The sequence below is a fragment of the Bradyrhizobium sp. CB2312 genome (genome assembly GCF_029714425.1).
Taxonomy (GTDB): Bacteria; Pseudomonadota; Alphaproteobacteria; order Rhizobiales; family Xanthobacteraceae; genus Bradyrhizobium.
The window spans coordinates 5,908,877-5,926,252 of record NZ_CP121668.1 but is presented as its reverse complement, the minus strand read 5'-3'; the positions used below and the strand labels follow the sequence as shown (position 1 = coordinate 5,926,252).

Below are 17,376 nucleotides of genomic sequence, written 5' to 3'. Positions count from 1 at the left end.
AAATCATTGGCATCATCAGAAGCCGTACTTCACTGCCCCGCGCAGCCTCTGGCTTTCGATGCCGGTGAGGGAGCTCGTCAGCAGATATTCCAGATCGAGGCTCAGCGCGTTGCCGACATCGGCGCGCACGGAAAGACCGCCGGTCATGGTGTCGCGTGCGGTCGAGGTGCCGCTGAGCGCATAGCCGGAGGTCAGGCCGACCAGATCGACGTAGTTCAGGCCCTGCACATAACCGCCGTCGAACGCATGCCGCCATTCCGCGCGGACGGCCGGCGTCAGCACGCCCCAGCTTTGCAGGATCGGATAGGCGAGGCGGCCGCCGAGAACGCTGGCGACGCTGGTCGTATTCATGCTGTCGTAGCTCAGGGCCCATAGGCTCGAGCCGGTCTCGTTGTAGGCGCCCAGTGTCGCGTTCACGATATCGAAACGGCCGTAGCTTGAAAGCTTCCAGCCCTCCCATCGGGAGACATGGCTCACGCCGACCGTGCCGAAGAGCTGGCTGCCCGCGCGCTGACTGTCCAGCATGACGTTGCCGTCGCCGGACCAGCGTTTGCCGTCGAAACGGAGCCAGCCATAACCGCCGGCGACGTCCAGATAGGTATGGGGCAGGAAGTTCCAGCTTGCATAGATCGTCGCGTTGAAGCTGCGCGCGTCGATCCGCGATCCGTCCGTTCCGATCTTGTTGTGGTCGAAGCCGAGACCGAATGCAGCGCCCGCCCTGAGGCCGTCGGTGACGGTTCGATCGAAACCGAGCGTCAGTCCCGAGGACGTGAAACGGTTGTCGTAGCTGTTGTCGCTTTGCAGCCGGCCGAAGCCAACCGTTCCGAAGGCCCAGACATTGAAGGGCAGCAGATTGGCCTTGTTGATGCTCTCGACTGCGTGAGGAAGCGCGGCGGCGAGCTGATTGACGGCACGGCCGGCGTCGGACTGCGATGTCAGGCTCGTGCGGATCGGCAGCTCATCGGCATAGCCGAGTGCCTGTGCCGCTGCGGGCCGGTCGTTGAAGAGGCCGGCCGCACGGCGGTCGATTTCGGAATTGCTGGCCGATGCGCCGGACGGGCCTGCGGCCGCGATCGGGCCGGAACCGGATGCGCCATCATCCGCATCGTGCAGGCCTTCGAGACGCTGGAATATGTTGCCGATCTGCGCCTGGCCGAAGCGGACCGCCGTCGACACCTGCGAGGCTACGGTTCCACGCACCGCCGCGCTTGCGCCAGGATCGGATCGTCCGACCGTGAGCGAGATGGCGTTTGATGTTGCGGCGGCGTTGTTGCCGTCACCGGCATAGACCGCGACGATCGAATGCGCGCCCGACGCCAGGGGCGGGGTCGTGAAGGATGCAGTCGAACCGGAGATCGTCGCCGCGCCCAGCATGGTCGTGCCGTCCTTGAAGCTCACGCTGCCGGTCGGGGAAGCGCCTCCCGACAATGTCGCCGTCAGGGTGACGGACTGGCCGGCCGCAGGTGCGCTCGCCGAGCTCGATACGGCGATCGAGGGCGCGGCCTTGCCGATCGTCACCGCGATCGCGCTCGATGTTGCCGAGGCATTGCTGCCGTCGCCGCCATAGATCGCCGTCAGGGAATGGGAGCCGACGACAAGCGTCGATGTTGCGAACGTTGCGGTCGCGCCCGAGATGGTCGCCGTGCCGAGTGTGGTCGTGCCGTCCTTGAAGGTGACGGAGCCCGATGGCGAGGAGCCGCCGGAGAGCACCGCGGTGAGGACCACCGACTGGCCGGCGGGCGCCGAAGTCGTCGAGCTGGACAGCAGGATCGAGGGCGCTGCCTGGCCGACGGTCACAGCGATCGCACCTGATGTCGCGGCGGCATTGCTGCTGTCGCCGGCATAGACCGCGGTGATGGAATGGCCGCCGGCGGTCAGCGCGGAGGTCACGAGGATTGCAGTCGAGCCCGAGACCGTCGCAGTGCCCAGCGTGGAGGCGCCGTCCCGGAATGTCACGGTGCCGCTCGGCGAGGAGCCGCCGGACAATATTGCCGTGAATGTGACCGACTGGCTGGCGGCCGGCGACGTCAACGAGGCCGACACCGAGATCGAAGGTGAGACCTTGGCGACCGTGACGGTGACGGCGCCGGAGGTCGCCGCGGCATTGGAGCCGTCCCCGCCATAGGCAGCCGTGATGCCGTGCGCGCCGATCGCGAGCGCCGCCGTCGTGAAGGATGCCGTCGTGCCCGAGATCGCGGCGGAGCCGAGGACGGTGGCGCCGTCGTTGAAGGTCACGGTGCCGCTCGCCGATGATCCGCCCGAAACCGTGGCGGTGAAGGTGACCGACTGTCCGGCCGACGGCGAGGTCGACGAGGCCGCGAGCGCGAGCGAGGCCGACGCCTTGCCGACGGTCACCGTCACGGCGGTCGATGTCGCTCCGGCGTTGCCGCTGTCTCCGCCGTAGACCGCGTTAATCGTGTGTATCCCGACCGCAAGCGCTGCGGTGGCGAAGGTTGCGCTCGAACCCGCGATCGGGGCGGAGCCGAGGACGGTGGCTCCGTCCTGGAAGGTCACGGTGCCGCTCGGTGACGATCCGCCGGACAGCGTTGCCGTGAAGGTGACGGACTGGCCGACGGCCGGCGCGGTCGATGACCCCGAGAGCGAGACCGAAGGCGATGCCTGGCCAACGGTCACCGTGATCGCGCTGGAGGTGGTCGTCGCGTTGCTGCCGTCGCCGCCATAGACGGCGGTGATCGCATGTGTGCCGACCGTGAAGCTGGAAGTTGCGAAGGTCGCGCTTGAGCCTGAAATGGTGGCGGAGCCGAGCACTGTGGCGCCATCCTGGAAGGTCACGGTGCCGCTCGGCGAGGAGCCGCCGGAAAGTGTTGCCGTGAAGGTCACGGACTGACCGACGGTCGGCGAGCTTGACGAGCTGGAAACGGTCAGTGACGGCGAGGCCTTGCCGACCGTGACGGTGATCGTGCCTGAACTTGCCGAGCTATTGCTGCCGTCGCCGCCGTAAATTGCGGTGATCGGATGCGTGCCGACCGCAAGCGACGAGGTCGTGAAGGTTGCAGTTGAGCCCGAAATCGTGGCTGCTCCGAGTGTCGCGGAGCCATCCTTGAAGGTCACGGAGCCTGATGGCGAGGAGCCTCCGGAAAGTGTCGCCGTAAAGGTCACCGATTGGCCGAGCGTCGGCGACAGTAAGGAGCTCGAAAGCGAGACTGACAGCGACGCGCTGCCGACCGTCACCGTGATGGCGTTGGAGGTCGCGCCGGCATTATGGCTGTCGCCGCCATAGACGGCGGTGATCGTATGCGATCCAGTCGACAACGACGATACCGTCAGCATCGCGGCCGACCCGGAGACGATGCCGGAGCCGAGCGAGGTGGCTCCGTCATAGAAGGTGACGGATCCGCTCGGTGAGGTGCCGCCGCTGAGCGAAGCGACCAGCGTTACGGGGTCGCCAGCGCTGGTCGACGTCGAGGATGCGCCCAGGGTGACGGTCGGCGCATCCTGCGTGATCGTTACGGTGATCGAGCCCGACGTGACCGAGGCGTTGGTGGTGTCGCCGTTGTAGGTCGCGGTGATCGTGTGCGGGCCGACGGACAGCGACGACACCGCCAGGATGGCGGTCGTCCCGGAGATGGTGGCGCTGCCAAGCTGGGTCGCGCCTTCCAGGAAGGTGACGGTGCCGCTTGGCGAGGCCCCGCCTGTCAGGGTTGCGACAAGCGCGACGGACGAGCCATAGCTTGCCGAAGACGACGAGGCGGCGAGCGCGATCGAGGGGGTGATCTGGGCCACCGTGACCGCGGCGGAGCCGCTCGTAGCCGAATTGTTGTTGGAGTTGCCCGAATAGCTCGCGGTGATCGCGTCCGATCCGACCGGCAGCGAACTGACCGTCAGGCTTGCGGTCATCCCCGAGAGAGACGCAGTCCCGACCGACGATCCGTTGGCGTAGAAGGTGACTGTTCCGCTCGGCGAATAGCCGCCGCTCAGCGTCGCCGTCAGCGTCACCGGATTGCCGTAGATGATGGACGATGACGACGAGGAGACCGACAGCGTCGGCGACGCCTTGTCGATCGTGATCTGGTAGGGGATGCTGCCCCAGCCCGAGCCCAGCGGGGTCGCATCCGGGGGAAGATTTCCGGACCCGGTGAAGAACGATATGGACCCGAAATAGGTGCCCGCCGCCGTCGTGGTGCCGCTCATGGAGACGGAGCACGTGGGGCTGTTCGACGTATCCGAAACTGTGACCCCCGGCACGAAGACGCCTATGTTCGAAACCTGGCAGTCGGAGATGTCGGTATAGATCGTGACGCTCTGCGAGTACGCGGTTCCGATCGTTCCGTTCGGGAGTGTCCGGAAGGCATGGGCCGGGGCGCTCGCGCAGAAGAGCAGAACGGCAGCCAGCCAAAGGCCGACCACAGCGTTTCGAACGGTGCGAAACAGCACCGTTGTGATCGGCTTTGCGTTGACGAACGACGATGTCGCTCGCGTGGCGCGGCTGCTCTCAAGGTGCCCGCCATGCGCTAGCTCATCGAGATCATCGGAATGCATGCCCTGTCCCCGTCGTTCGAATCCCGCGCGATGGACGTCGCAGGGATTGGACAGGCGAGGAGAGGGGACGTCAGAGGAGGTGATCCGCCAACGCTTGATATCTCACACACCTGAGATCGTTCTGTCGGGTCTGGTAGGCGACGGACGGCAAATCCACCATCAACGCGGATTGATCCTGGGACCGGGCAGCCGCTAGTCGCAGTCCTGTGACAGCGCCAATTGTCTCGGGGCTGTTCGGTCCGCCGTGGCGCGATCGCAGATCGTCAGGGCGACGATGTGAACGATCAGGAAGGCGGCGGCCACGGCCAGGAGCCAGCCCGTTTCATTCTGAGCGCGAGGCCGTGCGGCCGATTCTGCTCGCGCTGATTTGCCTGCAACATTCATGTTGTCCTCCGGAAGCCGTGTTGAAGTCTTCGTGTGTCCGCGCCACCGATTCTGCGGCCCGGTGCCGTCTCAGAATCCGATCTTCACGTGCGCACGCCCGCGCTCGCTCCGTGCGTTGCTGGCGATCAGTTCGTCGAGCTGAAGGCCAAGGCTGACGGACCGGTTCACCTGCAGCTCGAAGCCAAGGCCGATCAGGGCCTGGTCGCGCTTCTCCGCCGAGCCGAACAGGCTGTAGATGGTCGTCGGATCGAAGCTGTAGGCGATCGCTTGCGTATAGGCGCCGCTGAAGCTGCGGCGATAGGCGAGCTCGAAGCTGGATTTGAGCGTGCCGGCAGACGTGTCCGTCACATGGCTGAACCTGGTCCCGAGCACGCCGGCGAGATCGACGGCCGAGGTCTGGTTGAAGGCGAGGTTGTAGATGCCGGCGCCGGTCTCGACATAGCCGTCGAGCCGGATCCATTGCAGGTCGAGCCGCGCATAGGGCGCGACCTTCCAGCGCTCGACCTTGATCTCATGGTTCAACGACAGCGAGCCGAATAGATCATTGGCGCCGCGATGTCCGGCGCCGAAGGCCTGCGCCGAGCTGTCGTAGCGAGAGTTGCCGAGCCGGCCCACGGCATAGCCGAGGACGCCATCGATGAACCACTGCGGGGCGACGCGGTAGCTGGCATAGGCCTGCGTCGACCAGACATTGGCGTTGATGTGCGAGCCGTCGCTGCCGATCGTGGCATGATCGATGCCGAAGCCGACGGCGACGCCGGCCTTCAGGTTTCGGGTCAGGCGCGAATCGACGCCGGCGGTCAGTCCGGTCGAGGACACGTTGTATTTGGCATCGGCATAGGTGGTGTCGCGGCCGAACAGCAGCGCACCTGCGGTCCAGTAGCGCAGCGATGAATCGGATTCCATCGGTACCGGCACAGCCTGTCCATCCTTCGACTTAGACCGGGCCTGCGCCATGCCAGACGCGGAGGCCGACTTGTCCCCGGCATCAACCGGCAGGCCATACTGCTTCTGCTGCGCGGGCATCTGCGCGAAGGAGGCCCTGTTGCTGACCAGGGGAACGTCGTCATTGTGCAGCTCGATCAGCCGATCCTGCACATTGTCGATCTGTTGCTGTCCCATCACCTGCACGGTGTAAACCTGGAAGTCGACCATGGCCTTCACGGTCGGATCCGCGGTCGGATCCGGCATCGCGGCGTAGCGATAGATGGCCGTCCCCGTGGCCGAGCCGAGCGGCGTGGTGACGGTGACATCGACCGCACCCGCCGCATGCGGCGGCGTCACCACCGAAATCTGCGTTGCGCTCAGCACCGTGAAGCCGAGCACGTTGACGCCGCCGAATTTGACCGAGGTCGCGCCAGTGAGGTTCTGGCCGATGACGATGGTGGTTTGCTGTCCGGCGATCGGGCCTGATGCCGGATTGGCGCTGGTCACCACCGGGCCGGGGCTGGGGGCGGCCGTGCAGGTGACCGTGACGTCGATCTGCGACGGCAGGCCTTCGCTGAGGGCGTTCCAGCCGAAATTCTGCGTGCCCGACGTCGCCACGGTGATCTGCAGCGTGCCCGACACGACGCCGGAGTTGTCGGTGTTGTGGCCGCCGACGCCCATCTGGATGCCGTAGACGAGGGTCGTGTCGACGACGAACGTGTAGTTCAGCTTGATGACGTCGCCGGCAGTCAGAGTCACCGGCGTGTTCGGCTGAGAGTCGGCCCCGCTCACGTTGAAGGCGCCGGCATTGATGCCGGCGCAGGTGGTCGCCGCGAGCGCTGAGCCTATGCCGGTTGCCTGAAGCAGAATGAGCAACGCGAGCGTGCGGAGCAGAGCCAAGGGTGCCGCCGAGGTCGCCTGCCTGAAGCCGGCGAGACGTGCGCACCTGTCGAGACAAAGGAAAGCCATACCCCAATTCCCACTCGTCAAGATCCCAGCCGCAGTTGGCTGCGACGTGGACCCGCGTGTGAGGCGACGTCGGACCTGTCTGGGATCGAACTAAAGGGCTGGTAGGCGAAAGGCGTGGAAACGACCATCAATGCGCGTTGATCTTCCCGCCGGCCGGAAACGAAAGAGCCGCCGACATTGGCTCTGGACGAGGGTGGATCAACTCTGCAATGGAAGACCTCAGGGTGAATGAGCGCGGGGATAGGCCGGGATGCCGGCGGTAGAATTGGACCTTCAGGGACGCATCGGGACCAGCGGCGAATTTCGTGACCCGAGCACGGAGGCGGCGTTCTCCGAGAGTGTCTGGCGGTCGGCGCGCGCGATGGCCCTGTTGTGCGTCCTGGCCGACACCGCCGCGAGCCTGTCATTCCTGCCGCTCGACGTCATGACACTGAGCGGCCCGCGGCTCGCGTTCTTCCTGGAAGTGCGTGTCCTGATCGCGGTTGCGGCGGTCGCCGCCGTGCTGGCCCTGCTGCGGACGCACGGATATGTACGCATCGTCGCGATCACCTACGCGCACCAGTTTGCGTTCTTCACGCTCAACGCGCTGGTCTTCAACCATCCGAGCCTGACCCGTCACGGCGGATTGCTGCTGCCGCTGATCGCCATCGCGCTCAATCTGTGCCTGCCCGGGCGGTTTCGCTGGGTGGCGTTGATGAGCGCCTATGCGCCGATCGTCAGCCTGTTGTTCTGGGCGGTGCTCAGGCCGGATCCGGAGAGCCCGCTCGATCTCACGATCATCGTGCTGGTCGTGGCGGTCGGCTACGTCGTCGGAGCCGTGGCACGCACGCAGTTCAACCGACTGCGGCGCGAGGAATATCTGCGCATCGCGCGCGAGCAGCAGGTCAACCTCGACCTGCGTGAAGCCAAGGACGCAGCGGAAGCGGCTGCGAACGTCAAGGCCGACTTCCTGGCAGTGATGAGCCACGAGATCCGCACGCCCATGAACGGAATCCTCGGCATGGCGCAGTTGGCGCTCGACGAGCCGCTGCCGCCGTCGCAGCGCAAGCGCCTGTCGATCATCAAATCCTCGGCGGAGGGGCTGCTCAACATCCTCGACGACATCCTGGACATCTCGAAGCTCGAACGGCAGGCCGAGGTCTACGAGCGTGCGCCGTTCGACCTCCGGCAAAGCCTGCGCGAGATCGTCAATCTGATGACGCCGCGCGCGCACGAGAAGGGACTAAGTCTCCAGCTGGAGCTCTCGCCCCTCGTGCCGCAATGGGTGCTCGGCGATCAGTCGCGCGTGAGGCAGATCCTGTTCAACCTGATCGGTAACGCCGTGAAGTTCACGAACCAGGGCAGTGTCACCGTCGAGGTTACGGCAGCCGGATCGCGGGATGGGGCGCTGATCACGTTCTGCGTGTCCGACACCGGCATCGGGATCACCCCCGAGCAACGGGCGCATCTGTTCCAGGCGTTCGGGCAGGCGGACGCGTCGATCCGGCGACGCTTCGGCGGCACGGGACTTGGACTTGCCATTTGCAAGCGGCTGGTCGACGGCATGCATGGCGAGATCGACGTCGAAAGCGCGCCGGGAGAGGGCAGCCGCTTTCGTTTTTGCCTGCCGCTGCCGGCAATCGATGAACCGGCTGACGGCGATGCCGTCGACGTAGCAGTGCCGCAAGTCCGTCCTCTCAATCTGCTGCTCGTCGAGGATCTCCCCATCAATGCGATGGTCGCCCGCGGGATCCTGGAAAAGGCGGGGCACAGCATCGCGCTCGTCAGGTCCGGCGAGCAGGCGCTCGAACTGGTGCGGAGCGCCAGGTTCGATGCGGTCCTCATGGACATGCAGATGCCCGACGTCGACGGGTTGGAAGCGACCCGTCGCATTCGCGCTCTGCCATTTCCGCACAGCCAGGTCCCGATCGTCGCCCTGACGGCCAACGTCATGTCGCAGGATGTCGCCGCGTGCCTTGCCGCGGGTATGGACGGGCATCTGGCCAAGCCGATCGACGTCGCAGCATTGTATACCGCGATCGAGGCGGCGGTGGATGCCCGGCACTGGCCGGCATCCGGCCCGAGCGCGTCGCTGAAGGCCGGCGGTGATGTTCTCGTGGTGGGTGATGCGTGCAAGGCGACGCATGGTCCGCTAGGGGATCTGGGATTTCGTGTCTTTCCGGCGCAGTCGTTCGAGGCTGCCGGTACGATGGTTGCGGCGCGGGAGTTCGCGGCGATGGTTGCTGTCGGCCCGCCGCCGGGCTTCGTGCGATCGCTGCGCCAGCGCGCGGCGGGAGAGGGCATGTTCATCGTCGGCGTTCCCGCCGAAGGAGACGCCGCGCGGCTGTTGGAGGAGGGCGCCGACCTCGTGCTGGCTGCAACGTTTGCACCCGACGACGTCGCCTGGAAGATCGGCGCCTTTCTCGCCTCGCAGCAGGCATCCGGATCGTTCACGCTCGAAGAGGTCTTTGAGCGCGACCGCATCGATGAATTGCAGGGCCTGTTCGGCACCAGCCTCAGGGAGCTGGACCGCGCGCTGGCGCGAGCCGATCTGGCGCCGAAGGATATTGCAAGCGTCGCGCACCGCATCAAGGGAAGCGCGGCAAATCTGCGAATGCCCGAGCTTGCCGCGCGCGCCGATGTTGCGCTGACGGCGGCGAGGGCCGCCGGAGCGGACCGCGGCGGTCTCGACGAGGCGATCCGAGCGCTGCGACGGCAGATCGCCCTCGTCCTGAGGGACCTGGACGCCGCCGGGCAGAGCAGGCTGATGCCTGCTTCCATCAACAGCGAGCTTGAAGGGGCCGATGTCGACGATCGTACTCGTGGTTGAAGACGCACCGGAGATCCGGCTGATGCTGACCTCGTTCCTTCGGGAGGAAGGCATGGTCGCGCATGGCATGGCGACCGGCGGCGAGCTGCGCGCGGGGCTCGCTGCGCTCAGGCCCGACATCGTCCTGCTCGACATCAACCTGCCCGACGCCGACGGCATTGCGCTCGCGCGCGAATTGCGGCTCGGCGAGCAATGCGGGCTGATCTTCGTCACCAGCCGGGATTCCGATGACGACGTCCTGTCGGGGCTGGAGGCGGGAGGCGACGACTATATCTCCAAGCCGATCAACCTGCGCACGCTGCTGGCCCGCATCCGCAGCGTCCTGCGCCGGACCAAGGAATCGGTGATCACCTTCGACGGCTGGATTCTCGACCCGGTCCGGCGCGAGCTGTTTCGTCCCGACGGCAGCATGGTCAAGCTGACCTCGGGCGAATTCAACATCCTCGCCGCCCTTGCCTCGCAGATGACGCGGCCGCTCAGCCGCGATTTCCTGCTCGACGTCATCTCCAATCGCGATCCCCGCGAGATCAGCGAGCACACGGTCGACAATCTGATCGTGCGGCTGCGGCGGAAGATGCAATATGACGGAACGGCGGCGCCGATCGCGACGGTGCGCGGCGTCGGCTATGCGCTGATGCCGGTGCAGCAGCCGGCCCGCGCGTGACGGACATTGAAGCGGAACGCCCCGGGGTCAGACCGGGATCGCCCGCACCGCCGCCCCGATGCAGATCGCAGCCATGATGGATGGCAGCGCCCAGCGCATCTGCCGCCTCAGTTCATCGATCACGGCGCCACTCACCGCCCGCGTGCGACGTGACATTGTATCCAGCGACATGTCGACGATCAGGACCACGATCAGGTACATGTAACCGAGGGAGATGATCTGGGCGACCGGGGTGTTGAGCGAAATGCAGCCCGGAAAACTCGATTCGAACGTGAAGCTGATGGCTGCGAGCGCGAGCAGCGACGAGAAGATCAGGCTGCCCTTGTCCTTCGAGATCAGATCCGGCGCCCACAGCACGAAAACCGATACCGCCAGCACGGCCATGATTGGCACAAAGATGCGCAGGAGGTAGTGCGTCGAGATCCGCGCCAGCGTCATGGTCACGTCGAGCTTGGAATAGCTGCGGGCGTTCCAGCCCATCGCGTCGCGGTTGGCGAAGCGCAGGCCGGCGGCACGCCAGTCGACCGACGCGGTTGTATCCTCGATGCCGGAGATGTCCCGATCGGCTTCGGTGGAGATCAGGATTGCGTCTTGCGCCGCGTGGCGCGGCAGAAAGAACGAAAGCGTGAGATCCTGGCGGTCGAAGGGGAAGGCGTTGAGGTTGAGGCCAAAGCGATAGCGCGCCTCGTAGCGCTCGATGAGCATCACTTCGCCGTTGGCATAGGTCGACGTCGCCACGGTGCGAGCCTCCGGCTCGCCGATGCGATTCTCGATTTCGAGGCCGGGCGTCCAGATCGATTTCAGATACGCGTCGGCATCCGCACCCGTGCGATCGAGGCGTCCGAAGCCTATGGCGACCGGGTCGAAGGCCTGCCGATGATCGGTCCAGCGCTGCGTGACCTCGACGAACAGGCGTCCCTCTCCAACGACCTCCTTGATGGAGAGCACCTTGAGGATTCGCACCGCGACCCGCACCCGCACCGGTAGCTGTGCTCCCGCGGGCAACTCGGTTGGAGCGGCCTCGGCCGGCGCTGCCACGAGACAGAACAGCGTCAGGAAAAGGCCGAGGATGCCGGCGATTGCTCTCATGGCCATGCCCTGCCGCGAGCGACCGTGGCGCGGAACAGAAGTGCGAATGCCATGAAGGCGCAGATGCCGCCGCAGATCGCAACGACACGCAATTCGGTGCGCGAGCGTCCGAGCTCGGTGCCGTAATCAGCCTTGAGCGCAATGGAGAAGCCGATCATGCGGCCGCTGAAATCGACGAGCGGCCGCGTGATCAGGTCATAGCGATGGCCCTCAAGCGTCGGCGCGGCGGCCACGCTGTCATGCGCCGGACGCAGCGGCATCGTCTTCAGCAGCGAAGAGAAGAGCCGGTCGTCGGTCGACATCGCCAGCACGAGATCGCCGAAGGCAGGCAGCTTGGGATCGAGTGCGATGCCCGCAAGCGAGGGGACGATAACGATCGCAATGTCGGCGTTGGACGTTGCCTTGACGCTCTCGATCAACGGCTTGAGATCGAGGCCGACTTCGACGGTGCCGACCATGACGCCCTGCTGCTCGACGATGGTCGCCCCGCGCAGGCCGATCCCGGCAACGCCGATCTCGAGTCCGACCTGCGGGCGCGTGGTGCGATTGGCGGCGACGATCATCGGGCGAAATCCGGAGATGTCGTCGTCGAATTGCTCGGGTTTGTGGACGCGCAGGAAATAACGGATGTTCTTGTCCTGGAAACCGAAGATCTGCACGCCGGCCTGCTGGTGGAGGTGGGCAAAGGTTTCCTCCGACTGGCGCATCAATTCGGCCCGGTCGCGCGCAGCGAGCGCCTGGCGGATCGTCGCACGCCGCGCCGTGACCTCGGCCAGCGCCAATGCGAAGCGGCCATCGCGGTCGAACGCGGTCGAGAGCTCGCCGTTGACGAGCCGCATCTCGTCGCCACGGACGCGGGTTCCGATCTCGATCTCGTAGCTGTCGGCATACCAGAGCATGACGCCGAAGGCGGCCGCGATCACGGCGACCACGCTTGCGGCGAGCATCCCCGACAGGCCGGGTGACTGGCGAGCGCGCTCGAAATCGAGCCGCTCCGTCGCCGTCTCCGCGGCTGGAATGGAATTTTGGGTCGCGAGCATATGGAATTCCGTGGCGGCGGACGTGAGATGGCGGCCTGATCGAGGGAAAGACGCAATTGCGGTGAGATGAGCTGCGAACTGGAGGCGGCTTCGCGTGGAAGCCATCCATTCATCGCCGGCTCACATGACGCAGCACTCTAGCCGCTGCGCGTGGCGGCAAATATCAATCGGCGTTGATGAAAGTCTGAAATCCGCCAGCATGAGCGGCCGATGGCGGCGCTAGCCCAGCCGCTGGTCCCGCACGTCCTGGGTATCCTCGGTCGCGGCCTTGACGGCAGCCTTGGCCGCGCCCTTGCCCGCACCCTTGCGGCTCGCGATCTCCGTGGCCTTGCGGCCGGAGATCTCGTGGCCGGCATCGGCCGGCATCTGCCAGAAAAACCAGCTCGACGCGGCCGAGGTCAGCGCCACCACGACGAAGGCGGGTGCGAACACGGTGGCATTGAGCTCGCTGACATGGCTGAGCCACATCGTCGTCTCCACGCAGGCGGCGCCGACGGCGACGCCGGCGGAGACCGCGAGCTGCTGGTTGACGCTGACGAGCGTGGTGGCGCGGCTCATCTGCGCGGTCTCGACGTCGGCATAGGCGACCGTGTTGATCGCGGTGAACTCCAGCGAGCGGAAGAAGCCGCCGACCACCAGGATCACCATGATGATCAAGAGCGGCGTCGTCACGGTGAACAGCGCGCAGACGCCGAGGAAGAACGCGCTGATGATCGCGTTCGCCGTCATCAGGTTGCGGAAGCCGAAGGCGCGGATGATGCGGCCTGCCAGCGTCTTCATGCCCATCGCCCCCAACGAGGAGGCGAAGGTGACGAGGCCGGAATGGAACGGCGACAGGCCAAAACCGATCTGCATCAAGAGCGGCAGCAGGAAGGGCAGCGCGCCGATGCCGAGCCGGAACATGAAGCCGCCCAAAATCGCCGCGCGCAGCGTCGGCAGCTTCAGCAGCGAGAAGTCGAGCACCGGCGATCCCGTCCGCCGGGCATGGATGACGTAGAGCGTCATCGAGATCGCACCGCCGACGACCAGCGCCGCGACCGTGCTCCAGGGCAGCAGGTTGAGTCCCGCCACGGAGAGGCCGAACGCGATGCCGGCAAGGCCGACGCCGGCAAGCACCATGCCGTAGAGATCGAACGGCTCCTGCGTCTCGCTCTTGATGGGATCGATGAACTTCAGCGCCATGAAGATGCCGAGCAGCCCGATCGGGATGTTGATCAGGAAGATCCAGTGCCACGAGGCATAAGTGGTGATGAAGCCGCCGAGCGGCGGGCCGATCACGGGACCGATGAGGGCAGGGACCGTCACCCAGGCCATGGCGTTGACCAGCGCGCTCTTGTCGACTGAGCGTAGCAACACGAGGCGCCCGACCGGCGTCATCATCGCGCCGCCCATGCCCTGCAGGATGCGGGCGAACACAAAATCGGTGACCGAGGTCGAGAGCGCGCAGCCGACCGAGCCCACCATGAACACCCCGACCGCGATCGTGAACACCATGCGCGCGCCGAACCGGTCGGCGGTCCAGCCGCTCGCTGGGATGAAGACCGCCAGCGACAAGAGGTACGAGGTGATGGCGAGCTTGAGCGTCAGCGGGCTCGTGCCGATATCGGCCGCGATCGCCGGCAGCGAGGTCGCGATGACGGTCGAGTCCATGTTCTCCATGAAGAGAGCAGTGGCCACGATCAGCGGAATGACGCGTTGCTTGTCGACCATGACAGATTGGTAATGAAAATCAGAAGAATGGGTGGACTTGCGGCTTAACACCGCCGCCCGGCGGCGACCATTGCGGATCAACGCATAGCACCTAAATGCTGTGCTCGCTCCTTCGTCATTCCAGGGCGCGCCACGCGGCGCGAGCTATGGTGCGCAATTGCGCACCTGAGAATCCACCGGGCCGCAGGGACCGCTGAGGGATGGATTCCGGGCTCGCGACTTGGTCGCGCCCCCGAATGGCGGGAGGGGGGGCCTTCGCCGGGCTATCCCCGCCGAATTTACGTAAAAAGCCTGTGCATGGCTGGCCGGCGGTCCGAATTGCTTTGATTCGTCACGCGGCCGTGCTATCGACCGGCGTCAACCCCACCGATGGGCTCCGATTCTCCGGCGATGCCGCAAGGTACGCCGAGGGCGGCGCTCATCCATAAGCATTTGCGGCACGGCCGCAGGAAGGAGTTGGCATATGGCCACGGTGCAACTTCAGGGCATCCGCGAAGCCTTTACGTTCGACGACGTGCTGTTGAAGCCGGGCCTGTCCGACGTGATGCCGGGCGAGGTCGACATCCGCTCCCGCGTCACCCGCGCCATTCCGCTCAACATCCCGATCATGGCCTCCGCCATGGACACCGTCACCGAAGCCCGCATGGCGATCGCCATGGCGCAGGCCGGCGGCCTCGGTGTCATCCACCGCAATTTCGATCCCGAAGGGCAGGCCGCCCAGGTGCGGCAGGTCAAGCGCTACGAGTCGGGCATGGTGGTGAACCCGCTCACCATCAGCCCCGAGGCCACGCTCGACGATGCGCTCAAGCTGATGAGCGACCACGGCATCTCCGGCATTCCGGTCGTCACCGGCGCCGGCAAGTCCACCCCGGGCAAGCTGGTCGGCATCCTCACCAACCGCGACGTGCGGTTTGCGACCGATCGCCGGCAAAAAGTCTCCGAGCTGATGACGCACGAGAACCTCGTCACGGTGCGCGAGAATGTCAGCCAGGACGAAGCGCGGCGGATGCTGCACAAGCACCGTATCGAGAAGCTGCTGGTGGTCGACGAGCAATATCGCTGCGTCGGCCTGATCACCGTCAAGGACATGGAGAAGGCGGTCGCCCATCCGCTCGCCTGCAAGGACGCCCAGGGGCGCCTGCGCGTCGCCGCCGCCACCACCGTCGGCGACACCGGCTTCGAGCGCACCGAGCGGCTGATCGACGCCGGCGTCGATCTCGTCGTGGTCGACACCGCGCACGGCCATTCCCGCCACGTGCTGCATGCGGTGAACCGCATCAAGCGCCTGTCCAACTCGGTGCAGGTCGTTGCCGGCAACGTCGCCACCACCGACGGCGCGCAGGCGCTGATCGATTCCGGCGCTGATTGCATCAAGGTCGGCATCGGCCCGGGCTCGATCTGCACCACGCGCATCGTCGCCGGCGTCGGCGTGCCGCAGCTCACCGCGATCATGGATGCGGTCGAAGCGGCGAAGAAGGCCGACATTCCCGTCATCGCCGACGGCGGCATCAAGTTCTCCGGCGATCTCGCCAAGGCGCTCGCCGCCGGTGCCGACATCGCCATGGTCGGCTCGCTGCTCGCCGGCACCGACGAGACCCCTGGCGAAGTGTTCTTGTGGCAGGGCCGTTCCTACAAGGCCTATCGCGGCATGGGCTCGGTCGGCGCGATGGCGCGCGGCTCGGCCGACCGCTACTTCCAGCAGGACATCAAGGATTCGCTCAAGCTCGTGCCTGAGGGCATCGAGGGCCAGGTGCCCTACAAGGGCCCGGTCGGCAACGTCATGCACCAGCTCGCCGGTGGCCTCCGCGCCGCCATGGGCTATGTCGGCGCAAAGGACATGAAGGAACTGCACGACAAGGCGCAGTTCGTCCGCATCACCGGCGCGGGCCTGCGCGAAAGTCACGTCCACGACGTCACCATCACGCGCGAGGCGCCGAACTATCCGGGCGGGGGTTAGTCGCACTCTGCTCGCGGCGGCACACTGGTTTCAGCGCGCGCCGACTCTCGGTGTCATCGCCCGCGAAGGCGGCGATCCAGTACGCCGCAGCGGCTCGACTCTAGCCGCACTGTCTCGGAGTACTGGATGCCCCGCCTTAGCGGGGCATGACAGCCAAGGTGGGATTTGCGTCATTCCCACGCACCTCCTAAATGACTGCAACAAGCAGTCAGGAGGAAGCCATGTCCCAAGCCAAGCGCATCGTTCTCGCCGCGCGTCCCGTCGGCGAACCGAAACCGTCTGATTTTCGCCTGGAGGAATTCGCGGTGCCGACGCCCGGCGCCGGCGAAGTCCTGCTGCGCACGATCTGGCTGTCGCTCGATCCCTATATGCGCGGGCGCATGAGCGAGGGCCCGTCTTACGCGGCGCCAGTGCCGGTCGGCGGCGTGATGGAAGGCGAGGCGGTGAGCGAGGTCGCGGCCTCCAACAATCCGGATTTTGCCAAAGGCGACATCGTCCGCATCCGCTCCGGCTGGCAGACGCATGCGATCTCCAGCGGCAAGGGCCTGATCAAGGTCGATCCGAAGCTCGGGCCGATCTCCACCTCCATTGGCGTGCTCGGCATGCCCGGCATGACCGCCTACACGGGGCTGCTCGACATCGGCAAGCCGCAGGAAGGCGAGACCGTCGTCGTCGCCGGCGCCTCCGGCGCGGTCGGCTCGGCCGTGGGACAGATCGCCAAGATCAAGGGCGCACGCACGGTCGGCATCGCCGGCGGCAAGGACAAGTGCGATTACGTCGTGAAGGAGCTCGGCTTCGATGCCTGCATCGACCATCGCGATCCCGATCTCGCCGCCAAGCTGAAAGAAGCCTGTCCGAAGGGCATCGACGTCTATTTCGAGAATGTCGGCGGCGCCGTGTTCGAGGCGGTGTTCCCGCTGCTCAACCCGTTCGCGCGCGTGCCGGTCTGCGGCCTGATCGCGCATTACAACGACACCGAGGCCAAGCCGCCGAAATGGGCGGCATCGATGATGCGCGCGACGCTGACCAAGCGGCTGACCTTCCGCGGCTTCATCGTCTCCGACTTCGCCGCCCGCCACGGCGACTTCCTGCGCGACATGTCGGGGTGGGTCCGCGACGGCAAGGTCAAGTACAAGGAGTTCGTCACCGAGGGCCTGGAGAGCGCGCCCGGCGCCTTCATCGGCTTGTTGAAGGGCGCCAATTTCGGCAAGCAGCTGGTGCGGGTCGGGCCGGACAAGCTGTAGTTGTTGCGCCAGCGTCACGCGCCTGACATCAATGGTTAACAAAGAGTCACCAATCGGCCACACCTGCCCGCAAAAGCCGCAGG

General features: G+C 65.8%; 9 protein-coding genes. 4 read left to right on the top strand and 5 right to left on the bottom strand.

All coding sequences use genetic code 11. The features are described 5' to 3' along the window. Positions 1 to 15: 15 nt before the first annotated feature. Together QA642_RS29185 and QA642_RS29180 are read right to left on the bottom strand one after the other, a co-directional pair. Positions 16 to 4,500: an Ig-like domain repeat protein gene (locus QA642_RS29185; RefSeq protein WP_283079920.1), complete on the bottom strand. Its 4,485-nt coding sequence runs from the start codon at positions 4,498 to 4,500 to the stop codon at positions 16 to 18. A gap of 453 nt (positions 4,501 to 4,953) precedes the next feature. After that, on the bottom strand, positions 4,954 to 6,780 hold the full coding sequence (locus QA642_RS29180) for an autotransporter outer membrane beta-barrel domain-containing protein (RefSeq protein WP_283079919.1): 1,827 nt from the start codon (positions 6,778 to 6,780) through the stop codon (positions 4,954 to 4,956). Between the two features lie 250 nt (positions 6,781 to 7,030). Here QA642_RS29180 and QA642_RS29175 point away from each other — a divergent pair, with 250 nt between their 5' ends. Then, positions 7,031 to 9,589: an ATP-binding protein gene (locus QA642_RS29175; RefSeq protein WP_283079918.1), complete on the top strand. Its 2,559-nt coding sequence runs from the start codon at positions 7,031 to 7,033 to the stop codon at positions 9,587 to 9,589. Next, on the top strand, positions 9,564 to 10,253 hold the full coding sequence (locus QA642_RS29170; protein WP_283079917.1) for a response regulator transcription factor: 690 nt from the start codon (positions 9,564 to 9,566) through the stop codon (positions 10,251 to 10,253). Before QA642_RS29175 ends, QA642_RS29170 begins: the two co-directional genes overlap by 26 nt. A gap of 27 nt (positions 10,254 to 10,280) precedes the next feature. On the opposite strand, the gene QA642_RS29165 is transcribed toward QA642_RS29170, so the two are convergent. From QA642_RS29165 to QA642_RS29155, 3 genes are all read right to left on the bottom strand, one after another. After that, positions 10,281 to 11,342, bottom strand: coding sequence for a neurotransmitter-gated ion-channel ligand-binding protein (locus tag QA642_RS29165; RefSeq protein WP_283079916.1), 1,062 nt, complete (start codon positions 11,340 to 11,342; stop codon positions 10,281 to 10,283). Continuing rightward, positions 11,339 to 12,382, bottom strand: coding sequence for a cache domain-containing protein (locus QA642_RS29160; protein ID WP_283079915.1), 1,044 nt, complete (start codon positions 12,380 to 12,382; stop codon positions 11,339 to 11,341). Before QA642_RS29160 ends, QA642_RS29165 begins: the two co-directional genes overlap by 4 nt. Before the next feature lie 219 nt (positions 12,383 to 12,601). Continuing rightward, complete coding sequence (locus QA642_RS29155) at positions 12,602 to 14,092, bottom strand: DHA2 family efflux MFS transporter permease subunit (RefSeq protein WP_283079914.1); 1,491 nt, start codon at positions 14,090 to 14,092, stop codon at positions 12,602 to 12,604. A 463-nt stretch (positions 14,093 to 14,555) separates the two neighbouring features. On the opposite strand from QA642_RS29155, the gene guaB reads away from it, so the two are divergent. Both guaB and QA642_RS29145 read left to right on the top strand, forming a co-directional pair. Further along, complete coding sequence (gene guaB / locus QA642_RS29150) at positions 14,556 to 16,049, top strand: IMP dehydrogenase (protein WP_027557456.1); 1,494 nt, start codon at positions 14,556 to 14,558, stop codon at positions 16,047 to 16,049. Positions 16,050 to 16,270: 221 nt separating this feature from the next. Beyond that, positions 16,271 to 17,293, top strand: coding sequence for an NADP-dependent oxidoreductase (locus QA642_RS29145; protein WP_283079913.1), 1,023 nt, complete (start codon positions 16,271 to 16,273; stop codon positions 17,291 to 17,293). The last annotated feature ends 83 nt before the right edge of the window (positions 17,294 to 17,376 follow it).